This window comes from Streptomyces griseicoloratus, assembly GCF_014534645.1.
Taxonomy (GTDB): Bacteria; Actinomycetota; Actinomycetes; order Streptomycetales; family Streptomycetaceae; genus Streptomyces; species Streptomyces griseicoloratus.
The window spans coordinates 159,257-178,654 of sequence record NZ_JACVQF010000163.1; the positions used below are offsets into that span (position 1 = coordinate 159,257).

Sequence of the window (19,398 nt, forward strand, 5' to 3'; positions counted from 1 at the left end):
CAGAAGCGGATGCCGCGCAACTTCACCCTGTTCACCGGCCAGTGGGCCGACCTGCCCCTGGAGGAGGTCTGCCGTCTCGCCCGTGACTTCGGCTACGACGGCCTCGAACTCGCCTGCTGGGGCGACCACTTCGAAGTGGACAAGGCCCTCGCGGACCCCGGCTACGTGGACTCCCGGCACCAGCTGCTCGACAAGTACGGGCTGAAGTGCTGGGCGATCTCCAACCACCTGGTCGGCCAGGCGGTCTGCGACGCCATCATCGACGAACGCCATGAGGCGATCCTGCCCGCCCGCATCTGGGGCGACGGCGACGCCGAGGGCGTTAGGCAGCGCGCCGCGGCCGAACTGAAGGACACCGCCCGGGCCGCCGCCCGCTTCGGCGTCGACACCGTCATCGGCTTCACCGGGTCCGCCATCTGGCACCTGGTCGCCATGTTCCCGCCGGCGCCCGAGTCCATGATCGAACGCGGCTACCAGGACTTCGCCGACCGCTGGAACCCGATCCTGGACGTCTTCGACGCCGAGGGCGTGCGGTTCGCGCACGAGGTCCACCCCAGCGAGATCGCCTACGACTACTGGACGACACAGCGCGCCCTGGAGGCGGTCGACCACCGGCCCGCCTTCGGCCTCAACTTCGACCCCTCGCACTTCGTCTGGCAGGACCTGGACCCCGTCGGCTTCCTGTGGGACTTCCGCGACCGGATCTACCACGTCGACTGCAAGGAGGCCCGCAAGCGCCTCGACGGACGCAACGGCCGCCTCGGCTCGCACCTGCCGTGGGGCGACCCCCGGCGCGGCTGGGACTTCGTGTCGGCCGGCCACGGCGACGTCCCGTGGGAGGACGTCTTCCGCATGCTGCGCTCCATCGACTACCAGGGCCCGGTCTCCGTCGAGTGGGAGGACGCCGGCATGGACCGGCTCCAGGGCGCCCCCGAGGCGCTCACCCGTCTCAAGGCCTTCGACTTCGAGCCGCCCAGCGCGTCCTTCGACGCCGCGTTCAACAGCTGATCCGCACGCCCGGCGGGAGGTCGGGGGACGGGGGCCGGCACGTCCGCCGGTCCCCGGTCCGACCTGCCCGGAGCCCGCTTTGTCCCGCGTTTGGAAAAAGTTCTTCCCGTCCTGATCCAAGGGGTGTCGGCCCCGGAAGAACGCGGTTACCGTCCCTGAAGTGTTCAGGACACCCATGTCTCCGGGGTGACGGCGCACCCCGGCGCCCGCACGCACGTCTTCGCACCGCACGTCTTCGCACCCATCCCGTACGGCCACCGTTCCCGGAGGGACTTCGTGCACAGAAGCAGACCCAGAAGCACCAGGACCACGAGGCGCCCCAGAGTCCGCACCACCCTCGCCCTGTTCACCGGCCTGATGCTGGCCGTGGGCGCCCCGGCGACCGTCGCCGGCGCCCACCCCGGCCAAGCGGCGCAGGACGAACCGGCAGCCGCCGAAGGCCAGTTCCAGCAGGTACCGCTCGCCAAGGGCGAGCCGGAGATGGGCGAGCCGATGTCGCTCGCCGTGCTCCCGGACCGCAGCGTCCTGCACACCTCGCGCGACGGCACGCTGCGCCTTACCGACCAGGGCGGTGTCACCAAGGTCGCCGGCCGGCTCGACGTCTACAACCATGACGAGGAGGGTCTGCAGGGCGTCGGCATCGACCCGGACTTCGAGAACAACCGGGCGATCTACCTCTACTACGCCCCGCCGCTCGACACCCCCGCGGGCGACGCCCCGGAGACCGGCACCGCCGAGGACTTCAAGAAGTTCGACGGCGTCAACCGCCTCTCCCGCTTCGTCCTCAACCCCAACGGCACGCTGGACATGGCCAGCGAGAAGAAGGTCCTGGACGTCGCGGCCTCCCGCGGCACCTGCTGCCACGTCGGCGGCGACATCGACTTCGACGCCGAGGGCAACCTCTACCTGTCCACCGGCGACGACACCAACCCCTTCGCCTCCGACGGCTTCACGCCGATCGACGAACGGCCCGGCCGCAACCCGGCCTTCGACGCCCGCCGCAGCTCCGGCAACACCAACGACCTGCGCGGCAAGATCCTGCGCATCAAGGTCGCCGAGGACGGCTCGTACACGATCCCCGAGGGCAACCTCTTCGCCCCCGGCACCGAGAAGACCCGTCCCGAGATCTACGCGATGGGCTTCCGTAACCCGTTCCGCATGAGCGTCGACGACAAGACCGGCACCGTCTACGTCGGCGACTACGGCCCCGACGCCGGTGCCGCCGACCCGAAGCGGGGCCCGGCGGGACAGGTCGAGTTCGCCAAGGTCACCAAGGCCGCCAACTTCGGCTGGCCCTTCTGCACCGGCGACAACGACGCCTACGTCGACTACGACTTCGCCACCAAGACCTCCGGCGAGAAGTTCGACTGCGACGCCCCGAAGAACACCTCGCCGCACAACACGGGCCTCGTCGACCTGCCGCCCGCCCAGCCGGCCTGGATCCCCTACGACGGCGGCAGCGTGCCCGAGTTCGGCAGCGGCTCCGAGTCCCCGATGGCCGGCCCGGTCTACCGCTACGACGCCGGCCTCGACTCCAAGGTGAAGTTCCCCGAGGCGTACGACGGTGACTTCTTCGCGGGCGAGTTCGGCCGCCGCTGGATCAAGCGGATCGAGCAGAACGGCGACGGAACGGTCGCGAAGATCAACGACTTCCCGTGGACCGGCACCCAGATCATGGACATGGAGTTCGGCCCCGACGGCGCGCTCTACGTCCTCGACTACGGCGTCTCCTGGTTCCAGGGCGACGAGAACTCCGCCCTGTACCGGATCGAGAACGCCGAGGACGGCTTCTCCCCGATCGCCGAGGTGAGCGCGAACAAGACCTCCGGCGCGGCCGGCCTGAAGGTCGCCTTCACCGCCTCCGCCAAGGACGCCGACTCGCCGGACCTCACCTACGGCTGGGACTTCGGCGACGGCACGAAGGGCGAGGGCCTCAACCCCACCCACCAGTACAAGAAGGTGGGCACCTACACCGCGACCTTCACCGCGAAGGACCCCGAGGGCAACACCGGCAACGCCAGCGTGCGGATTGTCGTCGGCAACACCGAGCCCAAGGTGAAGATCGAGGTCCCGGGCAACGGCAGCCTGGCCGCGTTCGGCGAGCCCGTCCCGTTCAAGGTGACCGTCACCGACCCCGAGGAGACCGTCGACTGCTCCAGGGTCAAGGTCGTCTACAGCCTCGGCCACGACTCCCACGCCCATGAGCTGACCAGCGAGACGGGCTGCGAGGGCACCCTGAAGCCGCCCGCCGGTGACGGCGGACACGACCCCAACGCCAACATCTACGGCGTCGTCGGCGCGAGCTACGCCGACGGCGGGGCGAACGGCCAGGAGTCCCTGACCGGCACCGCCCGCACCGTGCTCCAGCCGCTGCACCGCCAGGCCGAGCACTTCTCCGCCCAGTCGGGCGTGAAGACGTACGACAAGAGCGCCGCCAACGGCGGCAAGACCGTCGGCGACATCAACGACGGCGACTGGATCTCCTTCAGCCCCTACCGGTTCGACGGGCAGAAGAAGATGACCGTACGGGCCTCCTCCGGTGGCGCGGGTGGCTTCGTCGAGCTGCGTACCGGCTCGCCCGACGGTCCGCTGCACGGCTCGGCGTACATCCCGCCGACCGGCAGTTGGGAGACCTTCCAGAACGTCGACGTGCCGCTGCGGGCGCTGCCCGGCCGCACCACGGAGATCTACCTGGTCTTCAGGGGCGGCGAGGGCGCGCTGTTCGACGTGGACGACTTCGAGTTCTCCAAGGAGCCGTTCAAGGGCGGCAAGAAGCTCCTGGTCTTCTCCAAGACCGCCGGCTTCCGCCACGACTCCATCCCGGCCGGCATCGCCGCGCTGAAGGAGCTGGGCGCCCCGGCCGGCATCACGGTCGACGCGACCGAGGAGGCCAGGCAGTTCACCACCGCCAACCTCGCCAAGTACGACGCGGTGGCCTTCCTGTCCACCACCGGTGACGTCCTCAACGCCGAGCAGCAGAAGGCGTTCGAGAACTACGTCGCGAACGGCGGCGGCTACATGGGCATCCACGCCGCCGCCGACACCGAGTACGACTGGGAGTTCTACGGCGGCCTCGTCGGCGCCTACTTCCACTCGCACCCGGCCATCCAGAAGGCCACCGTGCGCGTCGAGGACCACGACCACCCGTCCACCGCGCACCTCGGCGACACCTGGGAGCGCACCGACGAGTGGTACAACTACCGCACCAACCCGCGTGAGCAGGCCAAGGTCCTGGCCACCCTGGACGAGACCACCTACCAGGGCGGGAACATGAAGGGCGACCACCCGATCGCCTGGTGCCAGAGCTACGGCGGCGGCCGCTCCTTCTACACCGGCGGCGGACACACCAAGGAGTCCTACGCCGACGCGGCCTTCCGCGCCCACCTGCTCGGCGGCCTGCAGTACGCCACCGGCCAGGTCAAGGCCGACTGCAAGCCGAACAAGGGCTACCGGGGCATCTTCAACGGCCAGACCCTGGACGGCTGGAAGCAGGCAGGACCCGGCAAGTTCGTCGTCAAGGACGGCGTGATGGAGTCCGAGGGCGGCATGGGCCTGCTCTGGTACCAGGCCAAGGAGCTGAAGTCGTACTCCCTCAAGCTCGACTGGAAGATGCAGGGCGACGACAACTCCGGAGTCTTCGTGGGCTTCCCGGCCTCCGACGACCCCTGGTCCGCGGTGAACAAGGGCTACGAGATCCAGATCGACGCGACGGACGCACCCGACCGGACGACGGGCGCGGTCTACTCCTTCAAGTCGGCGAACATCAAGGCCCGTGACCAGGTGCTGCGCCCGCCCGGCCAGTGGAACTCCTACGAGATCAAGGTCCAGGGCGAACGCCTCCAGGTGTTCCTCAACGGAGTCAAGATCAATGACTTCACCAACAAGGACCCCGAGCGGAGCCTGACCGACGGCTACATCGGCCTGCAGAACCACGGCGCCGGCGACCAGGTCTCCTTCCGCAACATCCAGCTCAAGGAACTGCCCGTCACGGGCGACTAGAACGGCGGCGGGCGGAGGACGCCGGACCTCCGCCCGCCGTCTCCCCGGGCCCCGCGCCCGGTCCCCGCTTCCGGCGCTCACACCCGGTTCGCGTACGACAAGGAGGCTGCCCATGTCCGCCGAACCGTCCCTCCCCACCCCCTCCTCGTCCCCCCGTTTCGGTGTCTGGCTCATCGGGGCGCGCGGATCCGTGGCCACGACCGCGATCGCGGGCTGCGCCGCCGTCGCCGCCGGGCTCCACCCGCCGGCCGGCATGGTCACCGAGACCCCCGACTTCACCTCGTGCGGACTGCCGGCCTTGTCGTCCCTCGTCTTCGGCGGCCACGACACCGTCGACTGCCCGCTGCCCAAACGTGCCGAGCACCTCGCCGACGGCGGCGTCCTGCCGCACGGCCTGCCGTCCGCCGTGCACGCCGAACTCGTCGCCGCCGACCGGGAGATCAGGCCCGGCGGCCCCCTGCCCGGCGACACGGACGGCGGATCGGGCCGCACCCAGGACGAGTGGATCGACGTGTTCGCGGCCGACATCCGCGACTTCGTGCGCCGCCAGGGCCTCGCGGGCGCCGTCGTGGTGAACGTCGCCTCCACCGAGCCCGCCCCCACCGACGGCACGCTGCCGCCCAGCTCCCTCTACGCGGCGGCCGCCCTGCGCGCCGGCTGCCCCTACGTCAACTTCACCCCCTCCACGGGCCTGCACCACCCGGCGCTGGCCCCACTCGCCGAGTCCTCGGGCCTGCCGTACGCGGGCCGCGACGGCAAGACCGGGCAGACCCTGCTGCGCTCCGTGCTCGGCCCGATGTTCCGGCAGCGCGCCCTCGCCGTGCGCGCCTGGTCCGGCACCAACCTCCTGGGCGGCGGCGACGGTGCCGCCCTCGCCGACCCCGCGGCCGCCGCCGCCAAGAACGCCGGCAAGGAACGCGTCCTCGCCGACACCCTCGGTGCCGCACCCGAGGGCGAGGTCCACATCGACGACGTGCCCGCGCTCGGCGACTGGAAGACGGCCTGGGACCACATCGCCTTCGACGGCTTCCTCGGCTCCCGCATGATCCTGCAGACCATCTGGCAGGGCTGCGACTCGGCGCTCGCCGCCCCGCTCGTCCTCGACCTGGCCCGGCTGGTCGCCCGCGCCCACGACAGGGGCCTGTCCGGCCCGCTGAGCGAGCTGGGCTTCTACTTCAAGGACCCGGTCGGGGACGGCCCGTCGTCACTGGCCGAGCAGTACGCGGAGCTGAGGCGCTTCGCCGGGCGGCTGCGGGACGGCGCCGACGACCGCGGGGCGCAGCGGTGAGCCGCACGGTCGCCTCGGCGCGGGACACGCCCGCGCCGGCCGGGGCGAGGGCGACGGACGGCCCGGCGGCGTCTTCGCACGCCGCCTCGATCCCCGCCGGGTCCGCGCCCCGCACCCCCCGCCCCCGCTCCGGCAGCGCGGGCGCCTGGGCCGAGCTGCTGCGCCTGCCCGCGCTGTTCACCGTCCCCGGCGACGCCCTGGCCGGCGCGGCGGCGGCCGGCGCGCGCCCCGGACCCCGGACCCTGCTGGCCATCGGATCCTCCCTGTGCCTGTACGAGGCCGGCATGGCCCTGAACGACTGGGCTGACCGCGCCGAGGACGCCGTGGAGCGCCCGCACCGGCCGCTTCCGTCCGGCCGCATCCGTCCGGCCGCCGCCCTCGCCGCCGCCTGCGGTCTCACCGGCGCCGGTCTGGCCCTGGCCGCCGGCGCGGGACGGCCCGCCCTCGCGGTGGCCGCCCCTCTGGCGGCGACCGTCTGGGCCTACGACCTGGCGCTGAAGCACACGCCCGCCGGCCCCGCGGCCATGGCCGCGGCCCGCGGACTGGACCTGCTGCTGGGCGCGGCCGCCACCGGCGGCGGCACCCGGGCCGCACTGCCCTCCGCCGCGCTGCTCGGCAGCCACACCCTCGCGGTCACGGCCGTGTCCCGCCGCGAGACCACCGGCGGTTCGGTCCTGGCCCCGCTGGCGGCGCTCGCGACGACGGGGGCGCTGACCCGGCTGGTCGCCCACCGCGGCACCCGACTCCCGGCAGGCCGGAGGGCAGCAGCCGCCCCCGGCCTGCCGGGCTCCAGCCCGGCCGGGAGCCCGCCCCGGGCCACCGGCGCCCTCGCCACGGCCCTGGGCGCCGCCTACGCCGCCACGGCCGCCCGCCCCTACTTCCACGCCACGCTCAACCCCTCGCCCCCGCTCACCCAACGCGCCGTCGGCGGCGGCATCCGGGCCACGATCCCGCTCCAGGCCGCCCTCGCCGCCCGCTCCGGCGCGCCCGCCACGTCCCTCCTGGTCGCGGCCCTGGCTCCGGCCGCCCGGATGTTCGCGAGGCGCACCGGCATGAGGAAGGTGAGCATCACGTGACCCGCAACCCGAACCAGCGCACGAGCCGGGACACGACCGGCGACGACCGGGCCCGAGGCGTGAGCCGAAACCCGAGCACGGAACCGACCCCGGACATGAACCGGGACGCGACCGGCTCCCCGGTCCGGAACATGGGCCGGGAGGCAGGCGGCGGTCCAACCCGAGGCGTGAGCCGGAACGTGGGCCTGGCCCGGGATGTGGTCCGGGAGGCGGGCGGCTCCCCGGCCCGGGACGCGAGCCGGGAGACGGGCGGCGGTCCGGTCCGGGACATGAGCCCGGAGGTGGGTGGTGGTCCGGCCCGAGGCGTGAGCCGGAACGTGGGCCCGGCCCGGGACGCGAGCCGGGAGACGGGCGGCGGTCCGGTCCGGGACATGAGCCCGGAGGTGGGTGGTGGTCCGGCCCGAGGCGTGAGCCGGAACGTGGGCCCGGCCCGGGACGTGGTCCGGGAGGCGGGCGGCTCCCCGGCCCGGGACACGAGCCGGGTCGCGGCCGTGGGGCCGGGCCGGGGCGTGGGCGCGGGTTCCGCCCGGGACGGGGGCCGGGGTGCCGGCACCACCCCCCTCCGTTTCGGGTACGGCACCAACGGCCTTGCCGACCTCCGGCTCGACGACGCCCTCGCCCTCCTCGCCGACCTCGGCTACGACGGTGTCGGTCTGACCCTCGACCACATGCACCTCGACCCGCTCGCCGGCGACCTGGCCGCCCGCACGCGCCGGGTCGCGCACCGGCTGGACTCCCTCGGTCTGGGCGTCACGGTGGAGACGGGCGCCCGCTACGTCCTCGACCCGCGTCGCAAACACGGTCCCTCCCTCCTCGACCCGGACCCCGGCGACCGGGCGCGCCGCACCGACCTGCTGCTGAGGGCCGTGCGCGTCGCCGCCGACCTGGGCGCCCACGCCGTCCACTGCTTCAGCGGCGTCACCCCGCCGGGGACGGACGAGGAGACGGCCTGGAAGCGCCTCGCGGAAGCCCTCGCCCCGGTCCTGGACGCCGCCGCGGACGCCGGCGTGCCGCTCGCGGTGGAGCCCGAACCGGGCCACCTCCTGTCCACCCTCGACGACTTCCACCGGCTGCGGCGCACCCTCGGCGGCCCCGACGCCCTCGGCCTCACCCTCGACATCGGCCACTGCCAGTGCCTGGAACCCCTCCCGCCCGCCGACTGCGTGCGCGCCGCCGGACCCTGGCTGCGGCACGTCCAGATCGAGGACATGCGGCGCGGCATCCACGAACACCTCCCCTTCGGAGACGGCGAGATCGACTTCCCGCCCGTCCTCGCGGCCCTCGCCGCCACCGGCTACCAGGGCCTGACCGTCGTCGAACTGCCCCGCCACTCCCACGCGGGCCCCCACTACGCCGAACGCTCCCTCCCCTTCCTCCGCGAAGCCGCGGCAGCCGCGGCCACCGCAGCCACCGCGGCCACCCCCCGACACCCCCGCACGGCACCACCGGCCGGCCCCTTCCCGCCGGACGCACCCACCCCGGGCGAGCCCTCCGCCACCCCCGAAGGGAGCACCCCATGACGAACCCGAGGCCCACGCCGGGCACCCCGACGCAGGCCACCCCTGCCGCCGGATCCCCCCAGGGCATCACCCCCGCCCTGACCCCGCCGGAAGACCTGCGCGCCGCCCTCGCCGCCCGGCTCGGCGGAGCCGCACGCGCCTGGCTCGACCAGGCCCTGGACGAGGCCGCGGCGCATCCCGGCGCGCACGGCCCGATCTCCGTGTGGGAGCTGCGCCTCGCCGAGGCCGGACGCCGCTGCGGCCCCGCCCACGCCGACGCGGCCCGCGTCCTCATCCTGCACGCGGCCGGCGCCGGCACGGACGCCCTGACCCGGGTCTACTTCCAGGGAACGGCCGACGAACGCCGCGCCGCCCTGCACGCGCTGCCCCACCTCGTGCCCGGCCCCGACGCCCTCCCCCTGGTCGAGGACGCCCTGCGCACCAACGACACCAGGCTCGTCGCCGCCGCCCTCGGCCCGTACGCCGCCCGCCACCTCGACCCCCACCAGTGGCGGCACGCCGTGCTGAAGTGCCTGTTCACCGGCGTCCCCGTCGACCAGGTGGCGGAGCTCGGCCGGCGCGCCCGCGGGGACGACGAACTCGCCCGCATGCTCGCCGACTACGCCGCCGAACGCACCGCCGCGGGCCGTCCCGTCCCCGAGGACCTGCACCGCGTCCTGGCTCTGACCGGATCCGAGCGCCCGTCGCCCGGCACGGCCGACCCCCACGGCAAGGAGTCCTGATGCGCATCTTCGACCCCCACATCCACATGACTTCCCGGACCACCGACGACTACGAGGCCATGCACGCCGCCGGCGTCCGCGCCGTCGTCGAGCCGTCCTTCTGGCTCGGCCAGCCCCGCACCTCTCCCGACTCCTTCCGTGACTACTTCGACTCCCTGCTGGGCTGGGAACCCTTCCGCGCCGCCCAGTACGGCATCGCCCACCACTGCACGATCGCCCTCAACCCCAAGGAGGCCAACGACCCGCGCTGCACCCCCGTCCTCGACGAGCTGCCCCGCTATCTCGTCAAGGACCGGGTCGTGGCCGTCGGCGAGATCGGCTACGACTCGATGACCCCCGCCGAGGACAACGCCCTGGCCGCCCAGCTCCAGCTCGCCGCCGACCACGGACTGCCGGCCCTCGTGCACACCCCGCACCGGGACAAGCTCGCCGGCCTGCGCCGCACACTGGACGCCGTCCGGGAGTCCGCGCTGCCCGTGGACCGCGTCCTGGTCGACCACCTCAACGAGACCACCGTCAAGGAGGCCAAGGACAGCGGCGCCTGGCTCGGCTTCTCCGTCTATCCGGACACCAAGATGGACGAGGCCCGCATGGTCGCGATCCTGCGCGAGTACGGCCCGGACCAGGTGCTGGTGAACTCCGCCGCCGACTGGGGCAGGAGCGACCCGCTCAAGACCCGCAAGGTCGGCGACCTCATGCTCGCCGAGGGCTTCACCGAGGACGACGTGGACCGGGTCCTGTGGCGCAACCCGGTCGCCTTCTACGGTCTCAGCGGGCGCCTGGACCTCGACGTGTCCTCGCCGGACGCCACCCACGAGGGCAACTCCATCCTGCGCGGCGGGGAGTGAGCCATGCGCTTCCGGCACCCCGACGGCTCCACCGTGCACCTCGCCTACTGCACCAACGTCCACCCCGCCGAGACCCTGGACGGCGTCCTCGCCCAGCTCCGTGACCACTGCGAGCCGGTGCGCCGCCGGCTCGGCCGCGACCGCCTCGGCATCGGCCTGTGGCTCGCCCGCGACGCCGCCCACGCGCTGGTCACCGACCCCTCCGCACTGCGCGGCCTGCGCACCGAACTGGACCGGCGGGGCCTGGAGGTCGTCACCCTCAACGGGTTCCCCTATGAGGGCTTCGGCGCCGAGGAGGTCAAGTACCGCGTCTACAAGCCGGACTGGGCCGACCCCGAGCGCCTGGAGCACACCACCGCCCTGGCCCGGGTCCTCGCCGGGCTCCTGCCCGACGACGTCACCCACGGCAGCATCTCCACCCTGCCGCTGGCCTGGCGCACCGCCTATGACGACGCGCGCGCCGAGAAGGCCCGCGGCGCCCTGGTCACCCTCGCCGAACGCCTCGACGCCCTGGAGGAACTGACCGGCCGCTCCATCCGCGTCGGCCTGGAGCCCGAACCGGGCTGCGTCGTCGAGACGACACACGACGCCATCGCGCCGCTGACCGCGATCGGCCACGACCGCATCGGCATCTGCGTCGACACCTGCCACCTCGCCACCTCCTTCGAAGACCCGCACACCGCCCTGGATGCCCTCACCGCCGCCCGCGTCCCCGTCGTCAAGTCCCAGCTCTCCGCCGCCCTGCACGCCGAACACCCCCATCTCCCCGAAGTCCGCGCGTCCCTCGCCGCCTTCGCCGAGCCGCGCTTCCTGCACCAGACCCGCGCCCTCACCACTCACGACACCGTCCGAGCGGGAGGGACCACCGTCGCCGCCGGCCTGCACGGCACCGACGACCTCGACGAGGCACTGACGGGCGACACCCTGCCCGCCGGCGCGCCCTGGCGCGCCCACTTCCACGTCCCGCTGCACGCGGACCCCGCCGCGCCCCTCACCTCCACGCTCCCCGTCCTGAAGGCCGCACTGACCCGGCTCGTCGGCGGCCCGCATCCGCTCACCCGCCATCTGGAGGTCGAGACCTACACCTGGCAGGCCCTCCCGCCCGAGCTGCGGCCGCGCGCCCGCGCCCAGCTCACCGACGGCATCGCCGCCGAGCTCACCCTCGCCCGCGACCTGCTGACCGACCTCGGCCTCAAGGAACTGCCATGACCCGAGCGACCCACCCCGAAGGGCCCACCCCCCTCCTCGTCCTCGACGTCGTCGGACTCACCCCCCGACTCCTCGACCACATGCCCCACCTCAAGGCGCTCGGCCAGTCCGGCTCCCGCGCGCCGCTGGGCACCGTCCTGCCCGCCGTCACCTGTGCCGCCCAGTCCACCTTCCTCACCGGCGCCCACCCGAGCGAACACGGCATCGTCGGCAACGGGTGGTACTTCCGTGAACTCGGCGACGTCCTGCTGTGGCGCCAGCACAACGGACTCGTCTCCGGCGACAAGCTCTGGGACGCCGCCCGCCGCGCCCACCCCGGCTACACGGTCGCCAACATCTGCTGGTGGTACGCCATGGGCGCCGACACCGACATCACCGTCACCCCCCGTCCCGTCTACTACGCCGACGGCCGCAAGGAACCCGACTGCTACACCCGGCCCCCGGCCCTGCACGACGAACTGACCCGGAAACTCGGCACCTTCCCGCTCTTCCACTTCTGGGGGCCCGGCGCGGACCTGGTCTCCAGCCAGTGGATCATCGACGCCACCCGGCACATCATGCGCACCCGGCGCCCCGACCTGACGCTCTGCTACCTCCCTCACCTCGACTACGACCTGCAGCGCTTCGGCCCCGACGACCCGCGCTCCCTGAAGGCCGCCGCCGACCTGGACGCGGCGATGGCCCCGCTCCTCGACGACGCCCGCGCCGAGGGCCGCACCGTCGTCGCGCTGTCCGAGTACGGCATCACCCGCGTGAACCGGCCCGTGGACATCAACCGGGCCCTGCGCCGCGCCGGACTGCTGGAGGTGCACACGCAGGACGGCATGGAATACCTCGACCCGATGGCCTCCCGCGCCTTCGCGGTCGCCGACCACCAGATCGCCCACGTGTACGTCCGCCGCCCCGAGGACCTCGACGCCGCCCGAGCCGCCCTGGACGGACTGCCCGGCATCGAGCAGCTCCTCGACGACGAGGGCAAGAAGGCCCACCACCTCGACCATCCGCGCGCCGGCGAGCTCGTCGCCGTCGCGGAGCCGGACGCCTGGTTCACGTACTACTACTGGCTCGACGACGACCGCGCGCCCGACTTCGCGCAGCTCGTCGAGATCCACCGCAAACCCGGCTACGACCCGGTCGAGCTGTTCATGGACCCGCTCGACCCCTACGTCAAGGTCAAGGCGGCCACCGCCCTGGCCCGCAAGAAGCTCGGCATGCGCTACCGCATGGCGGTCGTGCCCCTGGACCCCTCACCTATTCGAGGCAGCCACGGCCGCCTCCCCGCGAGCGACGACGACGGTCCGCTCCTCATCTGCTCCACCCCCCGCGCTGTCGGCGACCGCGTAGCGGCCACCGACGTCAAGCAACTCCTGCTCCGGCTGGCCGGACTCGACTGACGCACGACCCCGTGCGCCGGCCCGAGATCCGACTACCGAGAGTGAACCACACGGCACTGACAACGGCCGGTCCCGGCGGGACCGGAACCGGCCACGACCGAGAAGGCAGGCCACTCGTGACCCTGTACTCCGACCCCTCCCGCACCGAGGCGACCGCCTCCGCCGCCGACACCGCGGACGAGGGACTGCGCCGCACCCTCGGTGTGGGCCGGCGCCGCTTCCTCAGCACCTGCACCGCCGTGGCGGCCGGCGCCGTCGCCGCCCCCGTCTTCGGCGCCGGCCCCGCCCTGGCCCAGGACGCCGACAGAGGCAACCCCCACGAGCCCGGGCGCGGCGGGCAGATCCTCGTCCCGGCGCACAAGCGCGGCATCATCCTCTACACCGTCCGTGACGCCACCGGCCGCGACCCGCTGGCGACCGACCTGCCCTCCGGCTTCCGCGAGGTGTTCAAGCAGCTCGCCCGCCACGGCTACCGCCAGGTGGAGTTCGCCGGCTACCGGCAGCACGCCAACGCGCCCGGCGGCGCCAACCTGGAGAGCGTCGAGGGCGCGAAGCTGCTGCGCTCCTGGCTCGACGAGTACGGCCTGCGCGCCCAGGGCAACCACGGCTTCATCCCGCCGTCCTGGCCGCTGACCACGGCCGACCTGGACACCTTCAAGAAGCACCTGGAGATCGCCAACATCCTCGGCATGGACCACATGGGCACCGGTGGCGACCCCACCGGCAGCTCCTACCGCGCCGACTGGGACGTGGCCGCCGACAAGTGGAACGCCATGGGTGAGATCGCCCGCCGCGAGGGCATCAAGCTCTACACCCACAACCACGACAGCGCCTACGGCTTCCTGCTCGACGGCGGCCCGCTGGACGCCCAGGGCCGCCCGACCCGCAGCTCCGGCATCCGGAAGCTGGAGTACTTCCTCCAGGTCACCGACCCGAAGCTGGTCTGGCTGGAGATGGACGTCTTCTGGGCGCACGTCGCCCAGTACAAGTTCCACACGTACACCGCCCACGACGGCTCCAGCCGGAAGGACGTCTTCGACCCGGCCGGCCTGGTCGTCCGCAACAAGAAGCGCTACCCGCTGTTCCACGCCAAGGACGGCGTCGTGAGCACGACCAACGGCATGGGCTACGACATGGTGCCCTTCGGCACCGGCGTCATCGACTACACGACCTTCTTCTCCCGGGTCGGGCAGCCGAACTACCACAACCCGATGGTCGAGGACGACAACTCGCCGAGCGCCACCGACCCCGCGCAGTCGCTGCGGGAGGCCAAGATCAGCTACGACAACATGGCGGCCCTGCGCAAGCGGCGCTGACCCGGAAAACGGACCGGGCGGCCCTTCCCGCGCGCTGCGGGAGGGGCCGCCCGGTCCGTGTGCAGGAAGCCTCTGATGCGGTCGTTTCGACGGCAGGGACGGTTCGCGGCGTCGGGATCCTCCGGGTCAGGTCGTCTCCTCACCGAGTGGCTGGGGGTTGGGCGTGATGCGCTTGGCCTTCGGCCGCCCCGGCGGGCTGAGGAACAGTGCCACGAAGCCGGCGAAGATCGAGATGCAGCCCGCCAGGGTGAAGGCACCGTTGTAGCCCCAGGCACCGACGACCACGGCACCCATGCCCGCGCCCAGACCGGAGACGAGCTTGGAGCTGTAGACCATCCCGTAGTTGGTGGCGTTGTTGTTCTCGCCGAAGTAGTCCGCCGTCAGTGCCGCGAACATCGGGAAGATGGCACCGCCGCCGAAGCCGGAGACTGCTGAGAAGAACAGGAACAGCGGCAGGTTCTTGATCTCGGCCGACCAGATGATGCCGAACTGGGCGAGGCCCAGGATGGCGCACACGTAGAGCAGGCACTGCTTGCGGCCGTAGAGGTCGGAGAGCCAGCCGATGACGCCGCGCCCGGTGCCGTTGACGATCGCCTTCAGCGACATCGCGGTGGCCACGATCCCGGCCGCGAAGCCCGCGTCCTCACCGATGTCGACCTGGAAGGCGATGCCGAAGATGTTCACGCCGGAGGTGCAGGCCAGACAGAACCACATCAGCGCCACCCGGCCGGTCTTCCACGCCTCCAGCGGTGAGTACTGCTTGACGGCCGGGGGGTTCTTCTCCAGCGAACGCCGGGCCCGCGGGTCCTCCGGCGGGTTCAGCGGGTCGACGGAGGCCGGCCACCAGTTCTTCGGCGGGTCCCGGAAGTAGAAGCCGGCGAGAGCCACCATCGCGGCGAGGAAGACACCCGCCGAGACCAGTACCCAACGGAAGTTGGAACCGTCCATGTAGCCGTGGAAGAGGAAGACGAACGGCACCGAGCCGTAGGCGAAACCGCCGTTGACGAAGCCGGTCTTGCCACCCCTGCGCTCCGGGTACCACTTGCCGACCATGTTGACGCAGGTCGCGTACACCATGCCCGCGCCCATGCCGCTGAACACGCCGAACCCGATGAAGGCGAGCGCGACATGCGGCGCGAACGCCAGCGACAGATAGCCGAGCAGTGTGCCGGCCGAGCCCAGCATCATCGCCCAGCGCGCGGGCAGTTTGCCGTTCTCACGCAGCCGCCCCGCCGGAAAGGCGACCGCGGCCTGGCAGAACACCCAGGCGGTCATCATCCAGTAGATGCTGCCGCTGGACCAGTGGTGGGCCTCGTGGAGCGTGTCCTCGGCGGACGCGAACGCGTACTCGGCGGAGGAGATGCCCATCATGCCGACCCAGGGCAGGATCACCATCCACTTGCGCTTGCGCCCCATGATGTCGATGTCGGACTCGCCGACACGATAGACGCGCCCGTTCTTGTCGGTCACCTCCCGGTAGGTGGCGACCCGTGTAACGTCGGTGGTTGTCACGTTGGTTGCACCCCTTGCGTCGAAAGTTCTGGCCAGCGCCCCCTGTCCATTGCCTTTCGTGCGCGCACGGGTCCCGGGGCCGGCCGACGCGCACCGTCGGCCGCCCCCCGCTGCCTCAGCTCATGAACCGCCCCCCAGCAGTCCCGCCGCCCGTGCCCAGCGGTACTTCGCGCCGAGCACGGCCACCGGTTTCTCGGTCGTGTACGGGTACGCCACGACACCCCGATCGAAGAGGTACCGGCACGCCTCCTCCACCTCCACGTCGCCCGCCAGGGACGCCACCACCGGCTTCTCGATGCCGCGCTCGCGGAACTCGGCCACCACGCGTGCGGTGAGCTCGGCGAACACCATGGGAGGAGTGACGATGGTGTGCCAGTAGCCGAGCACCAGCGCGTGGACGCGCGGGTCCTCAAGACCCAGCCGGATGGTCGCCTCGTACGTCGACGGCGGCTCGCCCCCGGTGATGTCCACCGGGTTGCCCGCCGCCCCGAAGGGCGGGATGAACGCGCGGAACGCCGCGTCCAGGTCCGGCGGGATCTCCATCAGCGACAGGCCGTTGTCGGTGACCGCGTCCGACAGCAGCACACCGCTGCCGCCGGCCCCGGTGATGATCACCACGTTGTCGCCCGTGGGAGCGGGCAGCACCGGCAACGCGCGCGCGTACTCCAGCATGTCGTTCAGGCCCGGGGCCCGGATGACACCGGCCTGCCGCAGGATGTCGTCGTACACGGCGTCGTCGCCGGCCAGGGCTCCGGTGTGCGAGCCCGCGGCCTTCGCGCCCGCCGCCGTGCGCCCCGCCTTCAGCACCACGACCGGCTTCTTCGGCACGGTCGCCCGCGCTGCCTCGACGAACGCGCGGCCGTCCTTGAGGTCCTCCAGGTGCATCGCGATGCACTCGGTGTGCGGGTCCTCCCCGAACCAGGTCAGCAGGTCGTCCTCGTCCAGGTCCGACTTGTTGCCCAGCCCGACGATCGCCGACACACCGGTCCTGGTGGTGCGCGCGAAGCCCAGGACGGCCATCCCGATGCCGCCGGACTGACTGGTCAGCGCGACCCCGCCCTTGACGTCGTACGGCGTGCAGAACGTGGCGCACAGGTCCTGCCAGGTCGAGTAGTAGCCGTAGATGTTGGGCCCGAGCAGCCGGATGCCGTGCCGCTCGGCGATCGCCACGATCTCCTCCTGGAGCTCGTGCTCCCCGGTCTCCGCGAACCCGGAGGGGATCAGCACGGCGTTCGGGATCCTCTTGCGCCCCACCTCTTCCAGCGCCGAGGCCACGAACCGGGCGGGAATCGCGAAGACCGCCACATCCACCTCACCGGGAACGTCGGTGACACTCTTGTACGCCTTGCGGCCCAGAATGTCATCGGCCTTGGGGTTCACCGGATGGATGTCCCCGGCGAAGCCGCCGTCGACGAGGTTGCGCATCACCGAGTTGCCGATCTTGCCCGGCTCGTTGGAGGCGCCGATCACGGCGACCGACGACGGCTGCATCAGGCGGCGCATGGAGGTGAGGATCTCGTCGCGCGTGTAGCGGCGGCGCGGCTTCACCGGCGCCTCGGACAGGATCACGCGGATGTCGGCGGCGACCGCCCCGCCGGCCGTGGCGATCACCGGGTTGAGATCCACCTCGGCGATCTCCGGGAAGTCCGCGACCAGGTGCGACACCCGCCGGATCTGCTCGGCCACCGCCCACCGGTCCACGGCCTCCTGACCCCGCACCCCGCGCAGGACCTCCGCCGACCGGATCGAGTCCAGCATCGACAGCGCCTCGTCGGGGGACACGGGCGCCAGCCGGAACGTGACGTCCTTCAGCACCTCGACGAGCACCCCGCCGAGCCCGAACGCCACGACCTTCCCGAACGTCGGATCGGTGACCGCGCCGACGATGACCTCCTGCCCCTTCGGCAGCAGCTCCTGAACCTGCACGCCCTCGATCCGCGCATCCGGGGCGTACGCCCGCGCGTTCTCGACGATCCGGCGGAACGCCGCCCGGACGTCCGCCGCACCCTCCACTCCGACGATCACACCGCCGGCGTCGGTCTTGTGCAGGATGTCCGGCGACACGATCTTCATCACCACGGGTCCGCCGAACCGCGCCGCGCACGCCACGGCCTCGTCGACGTCCGTCGCCAGCTCCTCACCGGGTACGGCGATCCCGTACGCGTCGGCGATCACCTTGCCCTCGGGCGCGGTGAGCGCGGTGCGCCCCTCGGCGCGGACCGCGTCCAGCAGCGCGCGCACCCGGAGCGTCCGGTCCTCGGCCATCACGTCAGATCACCCCGTTCGACTTGAGCAGGCGCAGCTCCTCGTCCCCGAGGCCGAGTTCACCGACGTAGACCTCCGCGTTGTGCTCGCCGAGCAGCGGGGAGCTGCGCACCTCCACGGGGGAGTCGGAGAGCTTCAGCGGGCTGCCGACCGTGACGAACTCGCCCCGCTCGGGGTGGGGGACGGTGACGACCATCTCGTTGGCGACCAGGGACGGGTCCTCGATGATCTCCTTGGTGGACAGGATCGGCCCGCACGGGATGTTGTGCGCGTTCAGCCGTTCCAGCACCTCCCACTTGGGCAGCGTGGACGACCACTCCTCGATCAGCTGGAACATCTTGTTCAGCTTGGGCAGCCGGGCCTCCGGCGTCGCCCACTCGGGGTCGTCGGCCAGCTCCGGACGGCCGATGAGCTCGCTGAGCGGCTGCCAGCCGACGGGCTGCACGATGACGTACACGTAGTCGTTCGGGCCGCCCGGCGCGCACTTGACCGCCCAGCCGGGCTGCCCGCCTCCGGACGCGTTCCCGGACCTGGGAACCTCGTCGCCGAAGTCCTCGTTGGGATATTCGGCGAGTGGACCATGGCTCAGGCGCTGCTGGTCGCGCAGCTTCACCCGGCAGAGGTTGAGCACCGCGTGCTGCATGGCCACGTTCACCCGCTGCCCGCGCCCGGTGCGCTCCCGCTGGTACAGCGCCGCGAGGATGCCCGCCACGGCGTGCACGCCCGTGCCCGAGTCCCCGATCTGGGCCCCCGTCGCCAGCGGCGGCCCGTCCTCGAAACCGGTGGTGGACATCGATCCGCCCATGGCCTGCGCGACGACCTCGTACGCCTTGAAGTTGGTGTACGGACCGTCGCCGAACCCCTTGATGGAGGCGTAGACGATCCGAGGATTGATCTCCTTGATGCGGTCCCAGGTGAAGCCCATCCGGTCGACCGCGCCCGGTCCGAAGTTCTCGACCATGACGTCCGAGCGCCGGATCAGCTCGGTGAGGATCTCCTTGCCGCGTTCGGTCTTGGTGTTGAGGGTGATGCTCCGCTTGTTGCAGTTGAGCATCGTGAAGTACAGGGAGTCGACGTCCGGCAGATCGCGCAGCTGCCTGCGCGTGATGTCGCCGCTCGGCGCCTCCAGCTTGACGACGTCCGCGCCGAGCCAGGCGAGCAGCTGGGTCGCCGAGGGACCGGACTGCACATGCGTCATGTCCAGGACGCGGATGCCCTCAAGAGCCTTGGCTGTCATGGGC

Annotated in this window: 13 protein-coding genes; 10 read left to right on the top strand and 3 right to left on the bottom strand. The window is 72.1% G+C overall.

Going from position 1 to position 19,398, the window contains the following annotated elements:
• The first annotated feature begins 9 nt into the window (after positions 1-9).
• From H0H10_RS06230 to H0H10_RS06275, 10 genes are all read left to right on the top strand, one after another.
• The gene (locus H0H10_RS06230) at positions 10-1,008 is read left to right on the top strand and encodes a sugar phosphate isomerase/epimerase family protein (protein ID WP_188179815.1); all 999 of its coding nucleotides are present in this window, start codon (positions 10-12) and stop codon (positions 1,006-1,008) included.
• A 276-nt stretch (positions 1,009-1,284) separates the two neighbouring features.
• Positions 1,285-5,007, top strand: a complete 3,723-nt coding sequence (locus H0H10_RS06235) for a ThuA domain-containing protein (protein ID WP_188179816.1) — start codon at positions 1,285-1,287, stop codon at positions 5,005-5,007.
• 112 nt (positions 5,008-5,119) lie between these two features.
• On the top strand, positions 5,120-6,295 hold the full coding sequence (locus H0H10_RS06240; RefSeq protein ID WP_188179817.1) for an inositol-3-phosphate synthase: 1,176 nt from the start codon (positions 5,120-5,122) through the stop codon (positions 6,293-6,295).
• An 89-nt stretch (positions 6,296-6,384) separates the two neighbouring features.
• Positions 6,385-7,371 carry an SCO3242 family prenyltransferase gene (locus H0H10_RS06245; protein ID WP_309141734.1) on the top strand — a complete coding sequence of 329 codons (987 nt, stop codon included), beginning with the start codon at positions 6,385-6,387 and terminating at the stop codon, positions 7,369-7,371.
• Positions 7,372-7,880: 509 nt separating this feature from the next.
• Positions 7,881-8,891 carry a sugar phosphate isomerase/epimerase family protein gene (locus H0H10_RS06250; protein ID WP_188179846.1) on the top strand — a complete coding sequence of 337 codons (1,011 nt, stop codon included), beginning with the start codon at positions 7,881-7,883 and terminating at the stop codon, positions 8,889-8,891.
• The gene (locus H0H10_RS06255; RefSeq protein ID WP_188179819.1) at positions 8,888-9,613 is read left to right on the top strand and encodes an EboA domain-containing protein; all 726 of its coding nucleotides are present in this window, start codon (positions 8,888-8,890) and stop codon (positions 9,611-9,613) included. Before H0H10_RS06250 ends, H0H10_RS06255 begins: the two co-directional genes overlap by 4 nt.
• Complete coding sequence (locus H0H10_RS06260) at positions 9,613-10,461, top strand: TatD family hydrolase (RefSeq protein WP_188179820.1); 849 nt, start codon at positions 9,613-9,615, stop codon at positions 10,459-10,461. Before H0H10_RS06255 ends, H0H10_RS06260 begins: the two co-directional genes overlap by 1 nt.
• Before the next feature lie 3 nt (positions 10,462-10,464).
• On the top strand, positions 10,465-11,670 hold the full coding sequence (gene eboE / locus H0H10_RS06265; protein ID WP_188179821.1) for a metabolite traffic protein EboE: 1,206 nt from the start codon (positions 10,465-10,467) through the stop codon (positions 11,668-11,670).
• Positions 11,667-13,064, top strand: coding sequence for an alkaline phosphatase family protein (locus tag H0H10_RS06270; RefSeq protein ID WP_188179822.1), 1,398 nt, complete (start codon positions 11,667-11,669; stop codon positions 13,062-13,064). The genes eboE and H0H10_RS06270 overlap by 4 nt, the downstream gene beginning before the upstream one ends.
• A gap of 116 nt (positions 13,065-13,180) precedes the next feature.
• Positions 13,181-14,380, top strand: coding sequence for a sugar phosphate isomerase/epimerase family protein (locus H0H10_RS06275; protein ID WP_188179823.1), 1,200 nt, complete (start codon positions 13,181-13,183; stop codon positions 14,378-14,380).
• Positions 14,381-14,506: 126 nt separating this feature from the next.
• On the opposite strand, the gene H0H10_RS06280 is transcribed toward H0H10_RS06275, so the two are convergent.
• The 3 genes from H0H10_RS06280 to frc all read right to left on the bottom strand — a co-directional run bounded on the left by H0H10_RS06280 (position 14,507) and on the right by frc (position 19,394).
• The gene (locus H0H10_RS06280; protein ID WP_188179824.1) at positions 14,507-15,892 is read right to left on the bottom strand and encodes an OFA family MFS transporter; all 1,386 of its coding nucleotides are present in this window, start codon (positions 15,890-15,892) and stop codon (positions 14,507-14,509) included.
• A 120-nt stretch (positions 15,893-16,012) separates the two neighbouring features.
• The gene (locus H0H10_RS06285) at positions 16,013-18,157 is read right to left on the bottom strand and encodes an acetate--CoA ligase family protein (protein ID WP_188179825.1); all 2,145 of its coding nucleotides are present in this window, start codon (positions 18,155-18,157) and stop codon (positions 16,013-16,015) included.
• Positions 18,158-18,161: 4 nt separating this feature from the next.
• Positions 18,162-19,394: a formyl-CoA transferase gene (frc, locus tag H0H10_RS06290; protein ID WP_188179826.1), complete on the bottom strand. Its 1,233-nt coding sequence runs from the start codon at positions 19,392-19,394 to the stop codon at positions 18,162-18,164.
• Positions 19,395-19,398: the final 4 nt, after the last annotated feature.

What these genes read in the sequence shown, in the direction of transcription:
- H0H10_RS06230 (WP_188179815.1), top strand. Translation starts at nt 10, where the DNA reads ATGCCGCGCAACTTCACCCTGTTCACCGGCCAGTGGGCCGACCTGCCC.
- H0H10_RS06240 (WP_188179817.1), top strand. Translation starts at nt 5,120, where the DNA reads ATGTCCGCCGAACCGTCCCTCCCCACCCCCTCCTCGTCCCCCCGTTTC.
- H0H10_RS06255 (WP_188179819.1), top strand. Translation starts at nt 8,888, where the DNA reads ATGACGAACCCGAGGCCCACGCCGGGCACCCCGACGCAGGCCACCCCT.
- H0H10_RS06260 (WP_188179820.1), top strand. Translation starts at nt 9,613, where the DNA reads ATGCGCATCTTCGACCCCCACATCCACATGACTTCCCGGACCACCGAC.
- eboE (WP_188179821.1), top strand. Translation starts at nt 10,465, where the DNA reads ATGCGCTTCCGGCACCCCGACGGCTCCACCGTGCACCTCGCCTACTGC.
- H0H10_RS06270 (WP_188179822.1), top strand. Translation starts at nt 11,667, where the DNA reads ATGACCCGAGCGACCCACCCCGAAGGGCCCACCCCCCTCCTCGTCCTC.
- H0H10_RS06285 (WP_188179825.1), bottom strand. Translation starts at nt 18,157, where the DNA reads ATGGCCGAGGACCGGACGCTCCGGGTGCGCGCGCTGCTGGACGCGGTC.
- frc (WP_188179826.1), bottom strand. Translation starts at nt 19,394, where the DNA reads ATGACAGCCAAGGCTCTTGAGGGCATCCGCGTCCTGGACATGACGCAT.